The organism is Nocardia sp. alder85J, assembly GCF_020176955.2.
Classification (GTDB): domain Bacteria; phylum Actinomycetota; class Actinomycetes; order Mycobacteriales; family Mycobacteriaceae; genus Nocardia.
Genome location: NZ_JAIUCZ020000005.1, coordinates 676,324 through 698,538 on the forward strand (window position 1 = coordinate 676,324; position 22,215 = coordinate 698,538).

The window sequence follows — 22,215 nt, forward strand, 5'->3', positions numbered from 1 at the left end:
GATGTGTGGCGTGAGTACCGACCGGCCGCAGGAGCAGCGCATCGACCAGCACGACGAATCATCCCGTCCCGCCGGTCCCGGCGACGACCGTGCCACCGGGGCCGCGACGCCGGACCCGGTCGACGCGGCAGCGGATCCGGTCGGCGCGGACTCGGTCGACGGGGCGGACTCGGTCGACGCGGCGGCGGCGCGGCCGCGGCGGCTGCCGGTGCTGCTGACCATCGCCGCCGTCGCCTTCGCCCTCGACCTCGGCACGAAGGCGCTGGTGGTGGCGAAGATGACGCCGGACGAGCCGATCTCCATCATCGGCGACGTGGTCCGGCTGACCCTGATCCGCAATCCGGGCGCGGCGTTCTCGATGGCGACCGGTATGACCTGGCTGCTGACCCTGATCGCGGCGGCGGTGGTGATCGGCGTGATCCGGATCGGCCGGTCGCTGCGCTCGGCGGGCTGGGCGGTCGGGCTGGGCCTGGTACTCGGCGGCGCCGTCGGCAATCTGGTGGACCGGATCTTCCGCGCACCCGGGCCGTTGCAGGGTCACGTGGTCGATTTCATCGCCGTCACCCGCTGGTGGCCGGTGTTCAACATCGCCGACTCGTGCATCGTCTGCGGCGCGATCCTGCTGGTCGCGCTGACGGTCTTCGGCTTCGAACCGGATGGTTCGCGCACCCGTGGCGGCGAGGCGCCGGCGTGAGCACGAGGGAGATCCGGGCGATGCCCGTGCCGGACGGACTGGAGGGAATGCGGGTCGACGCCGGGCTGTCCCGGTTGCTGGGCCTGTCCCGGACCGCCGTCGCGGCGATGGCCGAGGAGGGCTCGGTCCAGATCGACGGCTCGGCCGTCGGCAAATCGGACCGGCTGACCGCCGGGGCCTGGCTGGAGGTCGAGTTCCCGGAACCCAAGCGCGCACTCACCATCGAGGAGACGCCGGTCGAGGGGATGAAGATCCTCTACGCCGACGACGACATCGTGGCGGTGGACAAGCCGGTCGGCGTGGCCGCGCACACCGGCGTGGGCTGGACCGGCCCGACCGTGGTCGGCGCGCTGGCCGCGATGGGCTACCGGATCTCCACTTCCGGGGCGCACGAACGCCAGGGCATCGTGCACCGGCTGGACGTCGGCACCTCCGGCGTGATGGTGGTGGCCCAGTCGGAGCACGCCTACACGGTGCTGAAGCGGGCCTTCAAATACCGCACGGTGGAGAAGCGGTACCACGCCCTGGTCCAGGGCCATCCGGATCCGTCGAGCGGCACCATCGACGCCCCGATCGGCCGGGCCCGCGGCAACGATTGGAAGTTCGCGGTGACCGCGGACGGCCGCCCGAGCATCACGCACTACGACACCGTCGAGGCGTTCCAGGCCGCGAGCCTGCTCGACATCCACCTGGAGACGGGTCGCACCCATCAGATCCGGGTGCACTTCTCGGCGATCCGCCACCCCTGCTGCGGCGATCTGACCTACGGCGCCGATCCGCGGCTGGCCGAACGGCTCGGCCTGGAACGGCAATGGCTGCACGCCCGTTCGCTGGGCTTCGCGCACCCGGCCGACGGCCGCTGGGTGGAGATCACCAGCGAGTACCCGCCGGATCTGGACCACGCGCTGGGCCTGCTCCGCCATGTCTGACCGGCGCACGGCGGCGGCGCTCGGCGCCGCCGCCGCGGCGCTGCTCGCGATCGTCGTCCTGGGTGCGGCGACCACCCCGAAACCCGATGTCATCTCCACCGACCGCCTCGGCCCGGAATCCGGTGAGCCGGTGGCGGATTACCTCTCCCGCTCCCGGGAGTCGTTGTCCGGCACCGATACCGCGCAACACTGGGCCCTGCTCTCGCTGACCACCGGCATCGGCACCGCCGCGATCCCGGAACACGTTGCCGGCCTGCGCATCTCCCAGGTCATCCTGCACGTGCCGATCGACCGGGTGTACACCCCGCCGATCACCGTCCCGGTTCCCGCCGGCACCGCCGCCGTGCTCGACGCCCAGCGCGCCGCCGCGGGCACCCTGCGCTACGCCGAACCCACCGACGACCGCTCCCGCGCGGTCACCGCCGCCATGACCGCTCGCCTGCGCGCCGACTGCCCCTGCGTCACCGCCCTGGTTCTGCGCGGCACCCTGCCCGACCTCCGAAAGCTGGCCGCCACCAAGGATATCCGCGCCGTCCAGGCCCTCCCCGCCGACGCCTCCGCCGGCACCTTCGCCGTCGTCCCCCTGCTCCCCGAACAACTCGACACCGCCGTCCCCGGCCCCGACGACGGCCCGGTCCCGGCCCCCTGATCCCGCCGAGACGGCCGGCGATCGAGACACCCACGGCGAAACCGGTCGGCGAGTCGAACGCGGCCGGCCGGTGGCAATGACCGGCGTGCCCCGGCCGAAGCAGTTCGGCCGGGGCACGCGGTGTCGAAACCTGTTGGCTACCAGGCGGTGTTGATGTGGCCCGGGCTCCACATGCCGCCGCGGGTCTCCTGGGTGACCGTCACGGCCGGGTTGGACCGGGTGGGGTCGACGGTGGCGGCGGTGGTGTCCATCGGGGTGAAGCGTTGCAGCTCACCCCAGTCGCGGCGCCAGTCGTCCTTCAGGTAGGTGGCCACGGTCTGCGGGCGCAGCAGTTCCTGGGTCCAGCCGAGCGGGCCGCCGCCGTTGTGGTCCTCCCACAGGGTGGTGTCGTGCGCGCCGATCCGGTCGGGCAGGATGCGCCATGACGGGACCTGCGCGATGCCGTCCTTGTGGTCGAAGGGGCGCTGGCACGGGAATTGCAGGCCCACGGCCCAGTCCAGCAGCACCGGCGAATGCGAGCCGACCACGTCCTGGAGACTGTGGGTCTGCGGCACCCGCGGCGGGGTCAGCGCCAGCCACTGGGCCGGATCGCGGTCGCGCGCGGCGGCGACGATGCGGACCACATCCGCCTGGCCGGGGATGTCGGAGAACGGGACCCGCAGGTTGCGCCAGGCCGGGGCCGGGCCGATGTCGAGCGGGGTGATCTTGCCGAGCGCCTGTGCGGTGCCGTCGGAATTGGCTGTGCCGTACTCGATCTCGACGGACTGCCCGCCGGTCACGACGCCGTCCTTGTCGACCGACCGGATCCGCCCGGCGGCGGCGACGGCGATGATGCCGCTGCGGTCGGCGGGCAGCTTGTACCAGCCGGTGGTCAGTTCGGCGGGGCCGGACTGACCGCTGGTGCCCAGTTCGGGCGTGGTGACCGAGTTCAGGCCGAAAGGCAGTGCGGCGCCGCCGGTTTCGGAACCGGCATCGGCTCCGGACTTGGGCGTCACCGAGGTCGAGATGGTACTGCTGCCGCTGCCGGTGTCGTCCGGGTTCAGATCACCGACGCCGTTGGGCACGAAACCCTTTGCGCCACTGGTGAAGGTGGCGAACACGTCACCGGACAGCGGGGCCAGCAGACCGGCGTTCGGGTCGGTCTCCACCAGCACGTCCTGCGCCAGCCCGCACGGCTTACCCAGTACCGCATCGACATTGGAGCGGGCCAGCGAGAAGGCCGGGTACTGCGAGACCGCGCCCTTGGCGAACGAGCCCACCTCGAACAGCACCAGGAACACCACCGCCACACTCAGCGGCCGGATGCGCAGCAGTCGCCCGAACCGTCCCGAATCCCGTTGCGGCGCACCGGGTTCCGGCGACCGCACATGGAACCAACCGGCCAGCACGAACAGCAGCACGGCGAGCAGCAGGAACAGCCGGTCCAGCGCGAAACCGTGCACCGACGGCGGCTTGTCCCACCACGGGATGCCGAAGCTGGACACGTACCACCAGCCGTTGACGCTGGTGAACACCTGGGCCATCGCCAGCGCCACCACGGCGCCGAACAGTGCCCGGTTGCGCGCCGAGCGCAGCACCCGCGGGCCGACCGCCACCGCGGTCATGATCGCCACCGCACCCGCGAGTCCGGCGTACACGCCGTTCTGGTGCGTCCATTTGGTGGGCGTGGTCATCATCAGCAGCATCGCGCCGAAGGTGGTGCCGAGCAGCCGGCGCGCCGGACCGGCGGCCAGCAGCGGAATCCGGCCGCCGCGGCGCAGCAGCACGAACGTCGAGGCCAGCATGCCCAGCCACAGCGCCACCATGGCGAACCGCCGCGCGATCGAGCCGTCGACGGTCGGCATGAACAGCCACTGGTAGCGCAGATATTCGTTGTACCAGGGGTCGTTCGGCAGCGCGGCCTGATGCACCCGCCGCATCTCGAACATCGCCGACAGCGGCTCCACCGAGAAGGAGACGGCCAGGACCAGCACACCCGCGGCCGCCAGCGGCGCCAGCAGGGCACCGTACGCCCGGATCCACGACCACACGCCGGGTGCGACCCCGGCGAGCCGGCGCGCCTGCGCGACCCCGGCCCGCCACACCGGCCCCACCCCGGCCAGCAGTGCCGCCACACACACCACGCCGGACGGGGCCGCGGTACAGCTGAACGCGGCGATCAGGATGGCCAGCGCATAGGGCAGCAGTCGCCGCGTCGCCACCGCCCGCTCCATCAGGCACCAGGTGAGCAGCAGGCAGACCGCCACCACCGGTTCGGGCCGCAGCCCGTTGTTGTACGGCAGCCAGGCCGCCAGGAAGCCGAAGGCCCCAGTCCACACCGCGATCCGATCGCTGCGCACCGCGGCGCCCAGCCGCGGTACCACTTCACGGCTGATCGCCAGCCAGCACAGCACGCCGGCGACCAGCGTGGGTAGTCGCATCCACGGGCTGGCGGTGCTGAGATGCGCCATGTAGGCGAGCAGGTCGTAGGGCGGAGTGCCGACCGGCGTCTCCGGCACCCCGAAGTACCGGAAGTAGTTGGCCATGTACCCGGACACCGACGAGGTCCGGGCCATTCCGAACTGATAGCCGTCGTCGGAGGTGGTGGCGCCGATGACGTACCAGACCAGCAGCAGCCCGAGGACGGCGACGTCCGCGCCGGTGAAGGTGAGCCAGCGCCGCGGCACCAGCCGGCCGCGCCGCCCGTCCCGGCGGTCCAGGACCAGCAGGGCGATCAGCGCCACCAGGGTGAGCACCAGCGCGAGCACGGTCGCGATCCGCTTGGCGACGGTGGGCACCACCGAGAACCGGCTGTCCACCTGCGCGGTCATCCGGGCGCCGTCGGCGGTGGTGAGATCGCTGTAGAGGCCGACCAGCTGCGGCCGGAAGTCACCGGTCAGGGTCACCGGCTGCACACCCGGGGCGCCGGCGAGTTCCGCGGTGGCGTGGGTGAAGTCGGCGTGCACCGTGAGCGTGCAGTCGCCCAGTTCGTCCAGCGGCACGCTCACCAGGGACTGGTTGCGCAGCACCGCCTCCAGCGTCGCGGGCTTGCCGTCCTGCGCGGCCCGCACCCGGGCGACGAATCCGTACTTCTCCTGATCCGGTGCGCCGGTGGGCATCGTCGACGCGAGCAGCCCGCCCTTGGCGGTCAGCTGCGCGGTGGTCCGGCACGGCACCGTGACGTCGAAGGCCGCCGGGGCGTACGACACCAGCGGGGCGGTCACGCTGCGCATCGAGTCCTGTTGCGGCCAGCTCAGCGTGGTCTTGTCCACGTGCACCGGCAGCAGCGGTACCGCGATCGCGAGGACCGCGCCCAGCAGACCGGCCAGCAGCGCGACCCGCGCGGCCCACCCGGCCCGTCCCGACCCGCGGACCGCGGATCTCGCCTCATCGAGCGGCGACTGGTCCGCTTTCACCATCGTGTCGGTCACGGAGGCAGATGTTAGCCTCACGGTTTGGTAACCGGCGAAGTCGTCTCCCCATTCTCAGCCTTCTTTGAGGTTCCGACCGGCCGATCGCGTCTTCGTCACAGCAGAAACACCCCCTCCGGAACCCGCCCGCGGACGCCGCGGGAGAGAACTCGGAGAGGGTGTGGGTACAGCGACGCCGCGGGCGCGGACCCCGGCGGAACGGCGACTACGTGCAGGCCGGCGAGGTGGCGCCCAGGTTCTGCAGGCCCGCGCAGGCCCAGCTCTTCTGCAACTTCCACTTGCCGTCCTGGGCGATGAACGGCACCTGGGCCGGCTGCGGCGCGCCGCCGCCGATGGAGAAGCTGACGGTCGCGGTGAGGGTGTCACCCAGCGAGGTCACGTCGGTGACCTCGATGTGCGCGTTGTTCTGCTGGTAGGCATCGGTGAGCTTCTTCAGCATGTCCGGATCCTTGGCCAGCGCGTCCTGGCCGTCCTCCAGGTACTGCACCTTCTGATCGGCCGGGACGTTCGGGTCCAGCGCCTCGGACAGCTCCTGGTTGAGCTGAGCGGCCGTCGGCACCGGCGGCAGCGCCGTGCTCGGCGCGACGGCCGCACTGGCCGACGTGGTCACCTTCGCCGAGCTGCTACTGCTGGAGTGCTTGTCCCCGCTGCCACAGGCCGACATGCCGAGCGCAGCGACGACGGCCAGGGTGGCGACCGCGACGCGTCCAGTCCTCTGAAGCTTCAATGCTCGTCCTTTGCGTTCGAGTTGATTCAGTTCCGTTCCGTGACAGCACCACCCGCTGGCAGCGCTGCGCACGAGTGGCCTCACGCTACCCGTCAAAATTCAACGCAGACTAAGGAGCGGATCGGCCGGGGAGAGCTCGATATCGTCGGCAGCGAACGTATACGCTGGACCCGGTCCTGTCGAGCGTGACTCGAAACGAATTGTGACGCGGCCGTGGCCGCTGCCCTGGACCCAACCGTGCCCGAACTCGCGATGCGCGACATCCCGGCCGGGATACCAGAATTCGGTGGTGAACGAGCGAGTGGCGGGTGGCACCAGTTCCTGCTCCGGCGCCGGAATCGGCCGCTCCGAAGGCGTTTCGCCGTCCGCACCCGCGATCCGGCCCGGATCCTCCTGGTCCAGCTCGGGGAACAGCGACTCCTGCCGCACCTCCGACAACCCGCCGAAACCCACGCCGACCAGCCGAATCGGGCCCAGCTCAACGGGATCGATGGCGGAGCGCAACGCGGCCGCGGTGAGCGTGGCCGGATCCTCGGTGGCGTACGGCAGCGTGAACGAGCGCGTCACGATGCTCATATCGGCCTTCTTCATCTTGAGCACCACCGTGCGCGCGGCGCGCCCGTCGCCGGTGAGCCGGCGGTGCGCCGCGGCCGCCATCTCCTCGATGGCCGCGCGCAACGCGGCCAGGGTGACGATGTCGCGCTCGTAGGTGGTCTCGGCGCTGATCTGTTTGGCCTCGGCCCGTTCGGCCACCGGGCGGTCGTCGATGCCGCGGGCCAGCCGGTGCAGCGCGGTGCCCACACTGCCGCCGAGCAGGGCCGCCGCCTCCGACTCCGGCAGCGCCGCGAACGCGCCGACGGTCTCGATACCCAGTGAGCGCAGCCGCTGCTCGGCCACCGGGCCGATCCCCCACAGCCGGCGCACCGGCAGCGCCGCCAGCAACGACTGCTGCTCCCCCGGCGAGACCACCCGGATGCCATCGGGTTTGGCCAGGCCCGAGGCGATCTTGGCCAGTTGCTTGCCGGTACCCGCGCCGATCGAGACCACCAGGCCGATGCGCTCGCGCACCCGCTGCCGCACCCGCGCGCAGAATTCCGTCACCGCCGCCACGCTCGCGCCGGCCAATTCCACCGGCTCGCCGAACGCCTCGTCGAGCGACAGCGTCTCCAGCACCGGGATGTGCTCGCGCAGCAGCTCGAACACCTGCGCGCTGACCGTGCTGTAGACCACCGGGCGCGGCGGCACCACCACCGCCGCGGCGCCGACGAGCCGCTTCGCCTGATGCATCGGCATCGCCGACCGGGCCCCGAACACCCGGGCCTCGTAGCTGGCCCCCGCCACCACACCCCGGCCGCCGGTGCCGCCCACCAGGACCGGCCGCCCCCGCAGCGTGGGCCGGGTGAGTTGCTCGACGGAGGCGTAGAACGCGTCCATATCCATGTGCAGCACCCAGCGGCGAGCGGTCTCCCCCGGCACGATGCTCGCGGTCTCCCCCGGCACGGCGGCCGTGGTCTCGCTCAGCTCGGCGGCCGCAGTCTCGTGCAGCCCGGTGGCCGCCCCCTCCGGATCGCGGCGATCGGGGCCGGAATTGCTGATGAATTCCTGGGAATCGGACACCGGCGACCGCCACGCCGGCGTACCCGTCACCACCGGAGCAGATGACGGCTGACCAGGAAAAAACCCTGGTGTAGCCGGGTGCGGACGGGAATTCACAGGCGGTAATCTACGCCCCGCTACCGACATCTCCGGTGCGCCGAGTATGTGATGATCGGATCATGACTATCCGCAAGGCCGTGATACCCGCCGCAGGCATCGGGTCCCGCCTGCTGCCGTTGACGAAGGCAATTCCGAAGGAGATGCTGCCCGTCGGTGACAAGCCGGTGATCGAGCACACCGTGCGCGAATTGGTGGCCTCGGGTATCACCGACATCACGATCGTGGTCAGTAGCGGAAAATCCTTGATCCAGGATCATTTCCGCCCCAATCCGGCACTGGTCGAGCAGTTGCGCGCCGACGGCAAGACCGCCTACGCCGATGCCGTCGAGGAGGTCGGCGAACTCAGCCGCCTCGGTCATATCACCTATCTGGATCAGAACGGCCCCTACGGCAACGGCACCCCGGTGCTCAACGCCGCCCGCAACCTGGGCGACGAGCCGATGCTGGTGCTGTGGCCGGACGATGTGTTCGTCGCCGAGGTGCCGCGCGCGCAGCAGCTCATCGACGCCTATCACAAGACCAATTCGCCGGTGCTGGCGCTGATGCCGATGGATCCCTCGGATTCCAAGCGCTACGGCGTGCCGCTGGTCGCGGAGACCTTCGACAACGGGCTGATGCGCATCACCGGACTGGTCGAGAAGCCCAAGCCGGAGGACGCGCCCTCCTCGTACGCGGCCATCGGCGGTTACGTGGTCACCCCCGGCATCGTCGAGGAACTGCGCAAGCAGGTCGCGCAATGGTACGAACACCGCGCCGGTGAGGTGTACCTGACCGACGCGATCAACGTGTTCGCCGCCGCCAACGCGGTGTACGGGCAGGTCATCCGCGGCCGCTGGTACGACACCGGCAATCCGGCCGACTATCTGATCGCACAATTCGCCTCGGCGCTGGCGCATCCGGAGTTCGGGCCGTCGCTGCGCAATCTGGTCGGCGGCTAGCGTCCGCCGGTCGGCCGCCGCTCCCCCGGATCGGGGTGCGGCGGCCGGCCCGGGCCGGCCTTCCCCAGCCGACCGGGCCTTCCGGACCTCGGCTCAGTAGAACCGGCGGACGGCGAAGATGGCGAACCGGTTCAACGGCGTCAGCCCCACCGGGAAGCCGCGGTCGTAGGCGTTGAGCACCATGCCCTCACCGGCGTAGATACCGACGTGCGAACCGTCCCGGTTGAGTACCACGACATCTCCGGGCGACAACGCCGAGATCGGCACCGGACTGCCGGCCCGCGCCTGCTGGTACGTCGTCCGTGGCAGCGACACCCCGACCTGCCGGAACGCCCACTGCACCAAGCCGGAGCAGTCGTAGGCGATCGGACCGGTGGCGCCCCATTCGTAGGGCTTGCCGACCTGGGTCCCGGCGATGCTCAGCGCGGCCAGCGCGCGGGGACTGGAGATCGGCACCGAGGACGCGAGCGCCGCGGGCCCGGCCGCCGAGCCGGATCCGAAACCGCCGGAGACGTCCTCGAGCGGACCGACGATATCGGTGACGTCGAAGGGCAGATCCACCGAGACCTCCACCGGCAGTTCCGTTCCGGCGGGCAGCACATCGTCGAGATCGAGACTGGTGGCGGTGGCCGGACCCGCCCAGACCACCCCGGCCAGGGATATCGCCGCGGCCGCCAGACACAGCCGGGCCGTCGCTCGCGCCGAACTCGTCATGCACGCACCTTTCGGTCGCTACAGTGCGCCGCGCGACATCGCGCGGCGGCGAGGGCATCACCAGAAACCACAGAATTCACACCAGCATCAGACGACGCTGTAGATGTGTTTTGTATCTCAGGCCACAAGAGGCACACAAGGGACGATCGGGATCCTTTTCCGATCTGCAACCCGATCGGCGCGGCGCCGGGGTTGCGCAGACCACGCGGGCCGCGACGACCCGTCGACGCCTCGAAATGCCCTGCAACCGCACTCATCCACCGACGGTGCGCCGAACGGTCCCGATGACCGGTCGGCATGCCTCGCTCCTCGGCGCGGTCAGCTCACCCAACCGGAGCAGGCCGCCTCGCCGCAGACTCCGCGTCCGATCGGCCCGGCCACGACGCAGAGCGGCCCGGACCCCGCCGACGATCTCGGCGGCGCCGGACCCGGCCTCCCCGAAGGTCAGCGCGGTGGCGAGGATCTCCCCGGCGATCAGCTCGCGATGGGTCTCGGCCCAGTGCTTGTGCTCGGCCGGGACCTCCAGCACCACGGTGATCCGGTCGGAGACCTCCAGACCCAGCGACTTGCGGGTCTCCTGGAGGTCGCGGATCAGGTCGCGGGCCCAGCCCTCGGCCTCCAGCTCCTCGGTGACCTCCGAATTCAGCACCACCAGACCGGCGTTGCCGGGCAGGGCGGCGGTCGACTCGGGTTCGGCGGCCACCAGGCGCTGGGTGTACTCCTCGGGCAGCAGCGTGATGCCCGCCGCGCTGACCACACCCTCGGGGCTCTCCGACCACTGACCGGCCTTGACCGCCTTGATCACCGTCTGCACGTCCTTGCCGAGACGCGGGCCCGCGGCGCGGGCGTTGACGGCGAGTTCGAAGCGGCCGTGCGCGGCGACGTCGGTGGTCAGGTCGACCCGCTTGACGTTGACCTCGTCGGCGACCAGATCCGCGAACGGCCGCAACCGATCCGCGTCCGGCGCGGCGATGGTCAGCTCGGACAGCGGCAGCCGCACCCGCAGGTTCTGCGCCTTGCGCAGGCTCAGCGCCGTGGAGCACACCGACCGCACCTCGTCCATCGCCGCCACCAGCTCCGGATCGCGCGGCAGCTCCCGCGCCTCCGGCCAGTCGGCCAGATGCACCGAACGCTCACCGGTGAGCCCCCGCCAGATCACCTCGGTGATCAACGGCAGCAACGGGGAGGCGAGCCGGCAGGTGGTCTCCAGCACGGTGTGCAGGGTGTCGACCGCGTCGCGATCCTCCTCCCAGAACCGCGTCCGGGACCGGCGCACATACCAATTGGTGAGGGCGTCGGCGAAGGTGCGCAGCGCGTCGCAGGCGGTCGCGATGTCGTAGGCCTCCAGCGCGTCGGTCATGACATCGCGGGTCTCGGCCAGCTTCGCGAGGATGTAGCGGTCCAGCACGTGCGGCGAATCTGTGCGCCGGGCACCGGGTTTCGAGGCGTACAGCTGGAGGAACGTCCACGCGTTCCACAGCGGCCGCAGCGCCTGGCCGACCCCCTCGCGGATGCCGCGCTCGGTGACGATCAGGTTGCCGCCGCGCAGGACCGGCGAGGCCATCAGGAACCAGCGCATGGCATCGGAGCCGTCGCGGTCGAAGACCTCGTTGACGTCGGGATAGTTGCCCTTCGACTTCGACATCTTCAGGCCGTCGTTGCCGAGCACGATGCCGTGCGCGATCACCGATCGGAAGGCCGGCCGGTCGAACAGCGCCGTGGCCATCACGTGCAGGTTGTAGAACCAGCCGCGGGTCTGGCCGTTGTACTCGACGATGAAGTCGCCCGGATTGTGCGCTGGCACACCGGCTGTGCCCTCGAACCATTCCTTGTTCTCGAACGGGTAGTGCACCTGCGCGTACGGCATCGACCCGGACTCGAACCAGCAGTCCAGCACCTCCGGGGTGCGGCGCATCATCGACTTCCCGGTCGGGTCGTCGGGATTGGGCCGCACCAACTCGTCGATGGCGGGCCGGTGCAGATCCGTGGGGCGCACGCCGAAGTCGTGTTCCAGCTGGTCCAGCGAGCCGTACACGTCCACTCGCGGGTAGGCCGGATCGTCGGAGATCCAGACCGGAATCGGCGCACCCCAGTAGCGGTTCCGGCTGATGTTCCAGTCGCGCGCGTTCTCCAGCCACTTGCCGAACTGGCCGTCGCGGATGTGGTCGGGCACCCAGGTGATCTGCTGGTTCAGCTCGACCATGCGGTCGCGGAAGGTGGTGACCGCCACGAACCAGGACGGCACCGCCATGTAGATCAGCGGCTGGCCCGACCGCCAGCTGTGCGGATAGGAGTGCTCGATCGTCTCGTGCCGCAACAGTTTCCCGGCGGCCTTGAGATCCTTGATGATGACCGGGTTGGCGTCGAACACCATCAGGCCCTCGTAGGGCGGGACCATCGAGGTGAAGCGTCCGCCCTGGTCCAGCGGCTGCACCAGCTCGATGCCGTGCTCGACGCAGACCGCCATGTCCTCCTCACCGAATGCCGGTGCCAGGTGCACGATTCCGGTGCCGGAGTCGGTGGTCACGTAGTCGGCGGTCAGCACCCGATGCGAATTCGGGTGTCCGGCGAAGAAATCGAACGGCGGCAGGTAGCGCAGGTCGGCCAGCGCCGCGCCGAGATGTTCGGACAACACCTCGACCTCGTCGCCCAGCTCCCGGCCGTAGTGCGAGACCCGTTCGGCGGCAAGCAGGTAACGCTTGCCGTCGCGGCCGCGCACCTGCACGTAGGTGATGTCGGGATGGACGGCGACGGCCAGGTTGGACGGCAGCGTCCACGGGGTCGTGGTCCAGATCAGCGCCTGGGCGCCGTCGAGTTCGTGCAGCGGATGATCTTCCGGCACAACGAGGGTCATGTCCACGGTGACCGCCGGATCCTGGCGCATCCGGTACGCGTCGTCGAGGCGGGCCTCCTGATTCGACAGCGGCGTCTGCTCGTACCAGCTGTACGGCAGCACCCGGAAGCCCTGGTAGACAAGGCCCTTGTCGTACAACGACTTGAACGCCCACATGACCGACTCCATGAAGTCGAGGTCCAGCGTCTTGTAATCGTTGTCGAAGTCGACCCAGCGGGCCTGACGTGTCACATATGTGCGCCACTCGTCGGTATACCGCAGGACGGAGCTTTTGCAGGCGGCATTGAATTCCGCGAGCCCCATCTCGTCGATCTGTGATTTGTCCGTGATACCGAGCTGCTTCTCGGTCTCGATTTCCGCAGGCAGACCGTGGGTGTCCCAGCCGAATCTGCGCTCGACCTTCTTGCCGCGCATGGTCTGGAAACGCGGGATCAAATCCTTCACGTATCCGGTCAGCAGGTGCCCGTAATGCGGCAACCCGTTGGCGAAGGGGGGGCCGTCGTAGAAGACGAACTCGTCGCGGCCGTCGCGGTTGTCGATGCTGGCCTGGAAGGTGTCGTCGGCGGCCCAGTAGTCGAGTACCCGGCGCTCCAGATCGGGGAACGACACCTGGCCGCCCGCACCGAGATCCACTCGGGGATAGGCCGCACCGACGGGTGTGGGGGTTTCGTCCGCCATCGCTGGCTGTGGTCTCCTCGTGCCGGCGCCGTAGGGCGCGTATGCGGTCACGGGGACGACATCGGCGCCCGTGCGCCGAAACCGCGGTACCACCCCGCTTGCCCGGACATCTCGGACGCCTACCGCGCATCCGAGCCCTTCGGGCCTCTCGTTGCGAGCTGTGTCGGGCTCACCCGTCCGGTTCTACTGAGTGTGGCCGGAGCCTCGCGGGCACTCGGCACACCGTTCTTCCGAAGGCTCCCCGGTGATGGCCGGATCTTCGCCGATACTTCCGATCAGGTTTCTGGTTTGATTGTAGCCACCGCGGGCAACTCACTTTTCGGGCCTCACCCGGTGCGAGCATCCGAGTCAGCGTTTGGCGTGTCTGCCGGGGCGGATCACCGAGTCGTCGGTGGACTGCCGGTTGGACAGAGCGCTGGCGAGCAGTACCACGGCACCGATCACACAGACCACGATGCAACCCCACGCCCACACCACCGAACCGGTGGTCAGCGCGGTCACCAGCAACGCGAAACCGATCGCGGCCAGTACGAGCGTCAGGACGAGCATGCTCACCCCCTAGGCGGGCCTTGGCGTGCGCCAAGACAATCGACCATGACACTGCTGCCGCTTCCCGGCGGGAAGGGCAGAGGCCGTACCGATTCTACTTGCCGCCCTTGCCGAATCCGGCCGACGCGTGGTTGCTGCCCATGCCGTCGAACGCGTCGCCGCCGTCGACCGGCACCGCCGAACCGCGATTCTCCAGCTCTTCGAGCTGCGACTCCAGGTAGGACTTCAGCCGCACCCGGTACTCCCGCTCGAAGGTCTTGAGCTGCTCGATCCGGCTCTCCAGCACACTGCGCTGCTGGGTGATGGTGGCCATGATCTCGGTGTGCTTGCGCTCGGCGTCGGCCTGCAACGTGTCGGCCTTCTCCTTGGCCTGACGCAGCTGGCTGTCCGAACGGTTCTGCGCATCCGACAACAGCGCCTCGGCCTTCTGCCGGGACTCGCCGATCATCGCCTCGGAACGGGTGCGCGCCTCACTGACCAGACGCTCCGAATTCGCTCGCGCATTGGCCAGCAACTGCTCGGCCTCGGTCTTGGCGTCGCTGGTGAGCCGGTCCGCCATCTCCTGCGCCAGGCTGAGCACCTTGGCGGCCTGGAGGTTCGCGTCGGCTCCGCCCACATCCTTCGGCACCGGGGGCGGGGCCATCGGCATGGGCGCCGGCTGCGGCACCGGTACGGGTTTGGGCGGCTCGGGTTGCGGCGGCGCCGGTTTCACCGCCTGCGGGGCCGGGCGCGGGGCCTTCTTGGCCTCGGACAGCTCGGCATCCAGCTCGGCAACCCGCTGGCGCAGATCGGCGTTTTCTTCGATGAGACGTGAGAGCTCCTGCTCGACCAGGTCGAGGAAGGCGTCGACCTCGTCCTCGTTGTAGCCGCGCTTCCCGATCGGCGGTTTGCTGAACGCGACGTTGTGCACATCGGCTGGGGTCAGCGGCATGGACGGATCCCTTCACGCTTCGTACGGAGATCTAGCGGTTAGATCTAGCAAGCTTTTCTTCGTCTCCACCCATTCTGTCACACCGGGGCTACCGGCTGCCCGAGCCTGCTCGTGATCGACATCAGGATGAAGACTATGAATATCAGCACCATAATCGACAGATCGAGACGAATTCCCCCCAAGTTCACGGGAGGTATCAACCGCCTCAGGAGTTTCACCGGAGGGTCCGTGATGGAGAAGACGACCTCGAGGATGACCGCCATGACGCCGCGCGGATGCCAGTCGCGCGCGAAGCTACGGATGAACTCGACGACGATTCGGCCGATCAGCAGCAGCCAGAAGAAGAACAGGACGTAGTACAGCACCAGGAACAGGGCCACAGCGTCCACTCTGCCTCAGAATCGGTGGCCTGCAAACTCCCCGCGCCGCGCCCGAGCGCGCCACACCGGCCCCCGGCACTCGCCGGCGTACCCGTCTGCGCAGGTGAACCCCCGGAACCACGGGCTCCGGGGGTGGCGGCCGACGGCCGAAGTTACTTCTGGTTGTAGAAGCCGGTCTCGGCGATCCGGCGCCGCTCCTCGGCCGACACGTCGACATCCGCCGGGGACAGCAGGAACACCTTGGTGGCGACCTTGTCGAAGGAGCCGCGCAACGCGAACGCCAGACCGGCGGCGAAGTCGACCAGGCGGCGGGCGTCGGCATTGGACATCTCCACCAGGTCCATGATCACCGGGGTGCCGTCACGGAATCGCTCACCGATGATGGCGGCCTCGGCGTACGTGCGCGGACGCAGGGTCGTGATCTTGGACAAGGGCCCACCCTCCTCGACGAACGCCGGAGAGCGTCGCGGTGCCGGCTCGTAGCGGGCACGCTCCTCCAGTCGCCGTTCTTCCAACCGGCGCTCGGCCTCCGGATCCACCGCCAGCGCACCGTGCGTGGTGCCGCGCACCACCGGGGCGCCGCCACCGGGCCGGTCGGTCGCCGGCCGGCCGGAACGCGCGGCCGGCACCGCCTCGACCCGCGCCGGACGCCGGGCCGCGTCGTAGCGGTCGCCCGCGTACGACTCGTCCCCGAACTCGCGCCGTGCGCCGGTGTACCCGGGCTGGTAGGCGTCCTGGTAGGTGGATTCGGCATAACCGGACTCGTCGCCGTACCGGGCCGCGCGACCGGCCGCCTCGTACCGGGCGTCGCCGTACTCGCGGACCCGCCGCGGACCACGCTCGTCCACACTGCGCGGGCCGTCGGCACTACGCGGACCACGCTCGTCGACGCTACGCGGTGCGCGGTCGTCGACGTAATCGTCTTCGTATTCCTCGAGCGGAACCATGCCGAAGTACGCCTTGAACCTGTGCAGCGTGCTCATCCTGGTCGACCTTCCTCCGGCCCCCGGCTGCCTGGGGTGTTGAAGTCTTGCGCAATCCTCGCCAGCCCAGCATATGTTTCGAATGTGACTGATGAGGTTTGTTTGCTACTGGGAGGTTATCGGTCGAGCGCCCATGAGGGCAGTACCGACACGCACGCAGGTGGAGCCGTGCGCGATCGCAACCTCCAGATCTCCGGACATCCCGGCGGACAACTCGGTCGCCGCGGGGTGAGCAGCCCGCAGGCGCGCGTGGATCCCGGCGAGCCGGGCGAAGGCCGCCTCCACCTCGCTGTCCAGCGGCGGAATCGCCATCAGGCCCGCCAGCTGGAGGTTCTCGCAGCGCTCGACCTGGTCGGCGAGGGCCGCCAGTTCGGTGGGGACGACGCCGCCGCGGCCCGGATCGCGATCCAGGCTCACTTGCAGCAACACTCGCAGCGCGGCGTCCCGGTGACCTGCGTCACGAGCCGCCGAAACGCCCTGGTCGAGCGCTGTTGCCAGACGTTCGCTGTCGACCGAATGGACTACTGCCGCCCAGCGCGCGACCGATTTGGCCTTGTTGCGCTGTAAACGGCCGATCATGTGCCATCGGATCGGTGAGAGACCGCTCAGTTCGTCCACCTTGGCGGCGGCTTCCTGTTCGCGTGATTCGCCGAATTCCCGACGTCCCAATTGATAGAGAATGTCGATATCCGAAGCGGGAAAGAATTTCGTGACGGGAAGTAATCGAACCGCCGCGGGATCCCGGCCGGCCGCCCGGCAGGCGGCCGCGATCCGGTCCAGCAGCCCGGTCAGGGCCGTACCCAGCGCGGCGGCGCGCGCCGAGCCCGGTACGGCGGCAACCGGTCCCCGGGCCGCCCCGGAGCCGGGGCCGGCGGTCATAGCGCGGACTCCCCCGGGGTGACGTATTCCATCCAGATCACCCCGGCGATCCGACCGGTCGGGGCGCCGCGCCGATGACTGAACAGCGCCGCGTCCTCGATGGTGCAACGCGGGTCGACGGCGACCGCGCCGACCCCGGCTGCCTCCAGCTGCCGCCGGATGCCCGCCCGCAGATCCAGCCCGGGGGTGCCCTTGGCGGTGGTGGTGGCACTGCCGGGCAGATGGGCCTCGACATCGGCGCGCATCGCGGCGGGCACCTCGTACTGCCGACCGCTCGCGGCGGGGCCGAGGAAGGCGCCGATGCGCTCCGGCCGCGCCCCCACCGACCGCATCGCCTCCAGTACCCGCGGCACGATCCCGATCCGCGCGCCCACCCGGCCGGCGTGCACGGCCGCGATCACCCCGGCCTCGTCGTCGGACAACAGCAACGGCACGCAGTCGGCGCTCAGCACCACCAGCGCCAAGCCGGGCACGGTGGTCACCAGGGCGTCGGTGACCGGCACCGGCTCCGCGCGGGGGCCGTCCACGATCTCCACGTTGCGGCTGTGCACCTGCTCCATCCAGACCAATCGATCCGGTTCCAGCCCGATCCCCTCGGCCAGCCGGATCCGGTTGCGCCGCACCGCCTCCGGATCGTCACCGACATGATCACCCAGATTGAACGAGTCGTAGGGGGCCCGCGAGAACCCGCCCGCCCGCGTGGTGGTCACCCGGCGGGTACGGACCTGACGGTCGGCTTCCGCATCGGTCCGATCGTGCACGTCGACGCCTCCGGAGTCGGTCACAGCGCCCACCCCGATGCCGCTCGGGCGAAGGTTCGGCGGGGAAGCACCCCGGCGCCGTCGGAATCTGCTGTCGCATGAGGCATACCCAACTGTGTACCAGCAGCGCGCATCGGGTACCAGCAAGTAACCGGCGTCGCACCCCTTGCTGCGGATGGGCCGCGTGGTGAGTGCCTCGCAGCCGCAACCGGGCCGACCGGAGGACCCGCCCTCGCCACCACCGGTGCGCCATGGGCCCGCCGGGCCACCCCAGGAGCCCCCAGGTAACCGCCTCGAAAGTCACTCACGCTCATACTCCAAGGCAGGCCACGAGCCACAGCGTCCCGGAAGTACGCCGCGAGTGAACCCGGTGGCCTCGCCTGCGGGACGGTCTGCGGTCGCGTCCGCGAGCCTTGCGCGGCAACTCATCCGGTGTGGCCACATTTCGTCACAGTCCCGACGGTAGCGGCCCGTCTCCGGAAGTCGACCCGCAAACCGAGCCCCGGCGATGCCCGGCACAGACACGGACGCCCGCGCGGAATTCCGCGCGGGCGTCCGTGATCGGTCTGCTACCGCCGCATGAAGGAGGGGACGTCGACGTCGTCGTCCGAATCCTCGTCGGGGGGCTGGATGTGCGAGCGGGAGTTCTGCGCGACCGTGGGATCGGTGCTCGGTCGCGGTGTTTCGTAGGAGGGGGCCGGGCCGCGGCTGACCGCCTGGGGTGGCGGGGTGGCGGCCGGGGTCGCCGAAGTCGGCGCGGGAGCGGCGAATTCGGTGCTGCGCTGCTGGCTCTGGCCGACCTCACCGGAGCGGCCGCTGGTGAAGGTACTGCTGCGCGCGGCGGGCTCGACCCGGCGGGCCGGGCCGGTGCCGTCGAAGCCGGCGGCGATCACGGTGACCCGCACCTCGTCACCCAGCGAATCGTCGATCACGGTGCCGAAGATGATGTTCGCCTCGATGTGCGCGGCCTCCTGCACCAGCGAGGCGGCCTCGTTGATCTCGAACAGGCCCAGATCCGACCCGCCAGCGATGGAGAGCAGCACGCCGTGGGCGCCGTCCATCGACGCCTCCAGCAGCGGCGAGTTGATCGCCGCCTCGGCCGCCTTCACCGCGCGGCCGTCGCCGCGCGAGGAGCCGATACCCATCAGGGCCGACCCGGCGCCGGACATGACGCTCTTGACGTCGGCGAAGTCGACATTGATCAGGCCCGGGGTGGTGATCAGATCGGTGATGCCCTGCACACCGTTGAGCAGGACCTCGTCCGCGGAGCGGAACGCGTCCATCAGGCTGACCTGAGCGTCGCCGAGTTGCAGCAGCCGATCGTTCGGAATGACGATCAGCGTGTCGCAAGACTCGCGCAGCGCCTGGATACCGGCCTCGGCCTGATTGCTGCGGCGCTTGCCCTCGAACGAGAACGGGCGGGTCACCACACCGATGGTCAGCGCGCCCAGCTTGCGGGCGATGCTCGCCACCACGGGGGCGCCACCGGTGCCGGTGCCACCACCCTCGCCGGCGGTGACGAAGACCATGTCGGCGCCCTTGAGCACCTCTTCGATCTCGTCCTTGTGGTCTTCGGCGGCCTTGCGGCCGACCTCAGGGTCGGCACCGGCGCCGAGTCCGCGAGTGAGTTCGCGCCCCACGTCGAGCTTGACGTCGGCATCGCTCATCAACAACGCTTGCGCGTCCGTGTTGACCGCGATGAACTCGACTCCCTTGAGGCCTTGCTCGATCATTCGGTTGACGGCGTTGACGCCGCCGCCGCCGATGCCGACGACCTTGATCACAGCAAGGTAGTTGTGCGGGGGCGTCATGGGCTCTCGCCTTCCTTCGATCTCAAGCCTGTCGTTTTCGGATGCTCGGCACAGCGCCGACCACTCGGTCGACCCGGCCGGTCGACCCGGAGAGAACTCCCCGGGCAAACCCTAAACCTCAACCATAGGGTCAGCGTTATGTCAAGTATCCGACTGGTGCGGAACGCTATTCGCACCGGTCGCAATCAGCGCGCAGGCGCGCCGAGACGAGAGGCAGAATCTTGTGCGATTCATATCTCGTCAGAGCCCGCCCCGCATCGTATCGCGAACGGCCGTTCACGGCACGGTGAATCGTCCTCCGGACACCCGAGTGGGATCAGGTCCTCACCGAAAACTCCGAAGGCACAACGGGTATCACTATCTTACCGTTACCAGATCCGGACTGGATACGTCGAACAGCGTGCCCGGCCGGGACAGTATCGGCAGCACCACCGCCGCCTTGCGCGTGGAATCGTCCGGCCCGCCCCACAACACGATCCGGCCGTCACGCAGGTTCAGCGCGACGTCCGAAACCGACCGTGCGACAACCTCTCCCACCTGGTCACGCAGCTCCTGCGGAGTGGCGTCGAGAACGTCGACCGCCGCCTTGGTAACCGGATCGCTACCGCCGGGATGGTCGGTGGTGAGTTTGGGCAGGGTGGGCGGCGCCTGCTCGACGGCGAATTCCACGCTGTCGCTGTCGATCAGGTGCGAGCCGTCCGGACCGTCGAAGTACAGCGCGGGCGTCCGCTCCACGACGGTCACCCGGACCGTCGACGGGAACACCCGCTGCACCCGCACCGACCGCACCCGCGGCAGCGCCGCCACCCGCGCGGCCATCGCCTCGGTATCGATGCGCAGCATGGACCGGCCCGAGGGCACCGCCAGCGCCGCGCGGATCTGCTGTTCGGAGACCGCCGACAGCCCTTCGACCTTCAGCGTGCGCACCGACAACGCCGGTGTGAACCAGGCGATTCCGGCCAGCAGCAACAACACTCCGAGCACCGGCAGCACCCGCATCGCCAGCCGCCCCGCCGGCGAATCGGCCAGCCCGCCCATCGAATCGGCGAGCCCGCGCCGCGAACCCGAACCGGGCCTGGCGAACTCCACCGTCTCGTCGGCATCGGGGTCCGCACCGCGGGCGCCACGCGTCGCGGACTCCGGCGCGCTGCGCGGGGTCATCGGCCGGACGGGCGCACCCGCAGGCCGTCGAGGATCTGGCTGCCGAGCATGGTGACATCGCCGGCGCCCATGGTGATCACGACGTCGCCGGGCCTGGCCAGGCTCGCCACCTGCCGGCCGACCCGGGACATGTCGGGCTGATAGTGCACCGGGCCGGTGACCGACTGGGCCACCAGGGCGCCGCTCACGCCGGGCAGCGGCTCCTCCCGGGCGCCGTACACGTCCAGCACCACCACCTCGTCGGCCAGATCGAGGGCGGCGCCGAACTCGGCCGCGAATGTCGCGGTGCGACTGTACAGATGGGGCTGGAACACCACGATGACCCGGCCCGGCCGGGAGCGGGCGCCGTCGGCGGCCTCCTGCCGGACCAGTTCCGCCGCGGCGCCGAGCACCGCGCGCACCTCGGTCGGGTGATGGGCGTAGTCGTCGAAGACCCGTACCCCGTTCTCCCGGCCGACGAACTGGAACCGCCGGTGCACGCCGCCGAACCCCTGGAGGCCCTGCAACACCTCGCCGAGGTCGGCGCCCGCGGCGCGGGCGGCCAGCAGCGCGCCGAGCGCGTTGAGCGCCATGTGCCGGCCGGGCACCGACAACCGCAGGGTGCGCGGGGCCGACTCGTCGGCCAGTTGCACGGTGGCCACCCCGCCCACGTCGCGCGGCTCCCAGTTCAGCAGCCGTACCCCCACCGGCACCGGCGCGTCGGCGAGTTCGCCGGAGCCGTAACCGAGTATCCGGACGTCCAGATCGTCCCGGGCGGCGATCCGCTCGGCCAGGCCGCGGGAGCCCGGATCGTCCAGGCACACCACCAGCAGTCCGCCCGGCCGCAGCCGCGCCACGAAATCGTCGAAGACCTGGATGTACGCCTCCAGCGTGCCGAAGTAGTCCAGGTGGTCCGACTCGATGTTGGTGACCACGGCGACATCCGGCTCGTACTGCAACAGCGAGCCGTCGGACTCGTCGGCCTCGGCCACGAAGAAGCCGCCGGTGCCGTGATGGGCGTTGGTGCCCGCCTCGTTCAGCTCGCCGCCGACCGCGAAGGACGGGTCGAAACCGCAGTGCTGCAACGAGACCACCAGCATGGAGGTGGTGGAGGTCTTGCCGTGCGTGCCCGACACCAGCAGGGTGTGGTGCCCGCGCATCAGCTCCGCCAGCACGGTGGGCCGCAGCAGCACCGGCACGCCGCGCCGATTCGCCTCCACCAGCTCGGGATTGGTCTTCGGGATGGCCGCGAAGGTGGTGACCACCGCGGTCGGGCCGCCGGGCAGCAGATCCAGCGCGTTGGCGTCGTGCCCGATGCGCACCGCGGCGCCCCGGGCCCGCAGCGCCAGCACGCCGCGGCTCTCCTTGGCGTCCGACCCGGACACCGCGCCGCCGCGGGCCAGCAGGATGCGCGCGATGCCGGACATGCCGGCACCGCCGATGCCGACCATATGCACCCGCCGCAGCAACTC

General features: G+C 69.9%; 18 protein-coding genes. 4 read left to right on the forward strand and 14 right to left on the reverse strand.

The window, feature by feature from the left end:
* Positions 1-10 precede the first annotated feature (10 nt).
* Genes lspA through LBW94_RS22945 form a run of 3 tightly spaced genes read left to right on the forward strand, consistent with a single transcriptional unit; the run spans position 11 to position 2,272 of the window.
* A complete protein-coding gene (lspA, locus tag LBW94_RS22935) occupies positions 11-694 on the forward strand; it encodes a signal peptidase II (protein ID WP_225053192.1) in 684 nt (227 codons plus the stop codon).
* Positions 695-714: 20 nt separating this feature from the next.
* Entirely contained in the window at positions 715-1,623 is a 909-nt protein-coding gene (locus LBW94_RS22940; protein ID WP_225053284.1) for an RluA family pseudouridine synthase, read from the forward strand.
* Positions 1,616-2,272 (forward strand): hypothetical protein, encoded by a 657-nt coding sequence (locus LBW94_RS22945; protein ID WP_225053194.1) that lies wholly within the window; start codon positions 1,616-1,618, stop codon positions 2,270-2,272. The genes LBW94_RS22940 and LBW94_RS22945 overlap by 8 nt, the downstream gene beginning before the upstream one ends.
* Positions 2,273-2,409: 137 nt before the next feature.
* On the opposite strand, the gene LBW94_RS22950 is transcribed toward LBW94_RS22945, so the two are convergent.
* The 3 genes from LBW94_RS22950 to LBW94_RS22960 form a co-directional block, all read right to left on the reverse strand.
* Complete coding sequence (locus LBW94_RS22950; protein WP_416276932.1) at positions 2,410-5,682, reverse strand: arabinosyltransferase domain-containing protein; 3,273 nt, start codon at positions 5,680-5,682, stop codon at positions 2,410-2,412.
* A gap of 205 nt (positions 5,683-5,887) precedes the next feature.
* The gene (locus LBW94_RS22955; RefSeq protein WP_225053196.1) at positions 5,888-6,409 is read right to left on the reverse strand and encodes a hypothetical protein; all 522 of its coding nucleotides are present in this window, start codon (positions 6,407-6,409) and stop codon (positions 5,888-5,890) included.
* A 99-nt stretch (positions 6,410-6,508) separates the two neighbouring features.
* Positions 6,509-7,849: a DNA polymerase IV gene (locus LBW94_RS22960; RefSeq protein ID WP_416276937.1), complete on the reverse strand. Its 1,341-nt coding sequence runs from the start codon at positions 7,847-7,849 to the stop codon at positions 6,509-6,511.
* A gap of 335 nt (positions 7,850-8,184) precedes the next feature.
* Between LBW94_RS22960 and LBW94_RS22965 the strand changes: the two genes are divergently transcribed.
* Positions 8,185-9,063, forward strand: a complete 879-nt coding sequence (locus tag LBW94_RS22965) for a UTP--glucose-1-phosphate uridylyltransferase (RefSeq protein ID WP_225053199.1) — start codon at positions 8,185-8,187, stop codon at positions 9,061-9,063.
* A gap of 93 nt (positions 9,064-9,156) precedes the next feature.
* Here the strand turns inward: LBW94_RS22965 and LBW94_RS22970 are convergent, their stop codons facing one another.
* The 11 genes from LBW94_RS22970 to murC form a co-directional block, all read right to left on the reverse strand.
* Entirely contained in the window at positions 9,157-9,777 is a 621-nt protein-coding gene (locus LBW94_RS22970) for a C40 family peptidase (protein ID WP_225053201.1), read from the reverse strand.
* A 253-nt stretch (positions 9,778-10,030) separates the two neighbouring features.
* Entirely contained in the window at positions 10,031-13,309 is a 3,279-nt protein-coding gene (gene ileS / locus LBW94_RS22975) for an isoleucine--tRNA ligase (protein WP_323137905.1), read from the reverse strand.
* Positions 13,310-13,657: 348 nt separating this feature from the next.
* Positions 13,658-13,858, reverse strand: coding sequence for a hypothetical protein (locus tag LBW94_RS22980; protein ID WP_225053203.1), 201 nt, complete (start codon positions 13,856-13,858; stop codon positions 13,658-13,660).
* Positions 13,859-13,952: 94 nt separating this feature from the next.
* On the reverse strand, positions 13,953-14,789 hold the full coding sequence (locus tag LBW94_RS22985) for a DivIVA domain-containing protein (protein WP_225053205.1): 837 nt from the start codon (positions 14,787-14,789) through the stop codon (positions 13,953-13,955).
* Between the two features lie 77 nt (positions 14,790-14,866).
* On the reverse strand, positions 14,867-15,169 hold the full coding sequence (locus tag LBW94_RS22990) for a YggT family protein (RefSeq protein WP_225053207.1): 303 nt from the start codon (positions 15,167-15,169) through the stop codon (positions 14,867-14,869).
* Positions 15,170-15,321: 152 nt separating this feature from the next.
* Positions 15,322-16,152 (reverse strand): cell division protein SepF, encoded by an 831-nt coding sequence (locus tag LBW94_RS22995; RefSeq protein WP_225053209.1) that lies wholly within the window; start codon positions 16,150-16,152, stop codon positions 15,322-15,324.
* A 105-nt stretch (positions 16,153-16,257) separates the two neighbouring features.
* Positions 16,258-17,031 carry a YggS family pyridoxal phosphate-dependent enzyme gene (locus LBW94_RS23000; RefSeq protein WP_225053211.1) on the reverse strand — a complete coding sequence of 258 codons (774 nt, stop codon included), beginning with the start codon at positions 17,029-17,031 and terminating at the stop codon, positions 16,258-16,260.
* Complete coding sequence (gene pgeF, locus LBW94_RS23005) at positions 17,028-17,792, reverse strand: peptidoglycan editing factor PgeF (protein ID WP_225053288.1); 765 nt, start codon at positions 17,790-17,792, stop codon at positions 17,028-17,030. Before pgeF ends, LBW94_RS23000 begins: the two co-directional genes overlap by 4 nt.
* A 569-nt stretch (positions 17,793-18,361) precedes the next feature.
* Entirely contained in the window at positions 18,362-19,603 is a 1,242-nt protein-coding gene (gene ftsZ, locus LBW94_RS23010) for a cell division protein FtsZ (RefSeq protein ID WP_225053213.1), read from the reverse strand.
* 357 nt (positions 19,604-19,960) lie between these two features.
* Positions 19,961-20,764 carry a cell division protein FtsQ/DivIB gene (locus LBW94_RS23015; RefSeq protein ID WP_225053215.1) on the reverse strand — a complete coding sequence of 268 codons (804 nt, stop codon included), beginning with the start codon at positions 20,762-20,764 and terminating at the stop codon, positions 19,961-19,963.
* Complete coding sequence (murC, locus tag LBW94_RS23020) at positions 20,761-22,194, reverse strand: UDP-N-acetylmuramate--L-alanine ligase (RefSeq protein ID WP_225053289.1); 1,434 nt, start codon at positions 22,192-22,194, stop codon at positions 20,761-20,763. The genes LBW94_RS23015 and murC overlap by 4 nt, the downstream gene beginning before the upstream one ends.
* Between the last annotated feature and the right edge of the window lie 21 nt (positions 22,195-22,215).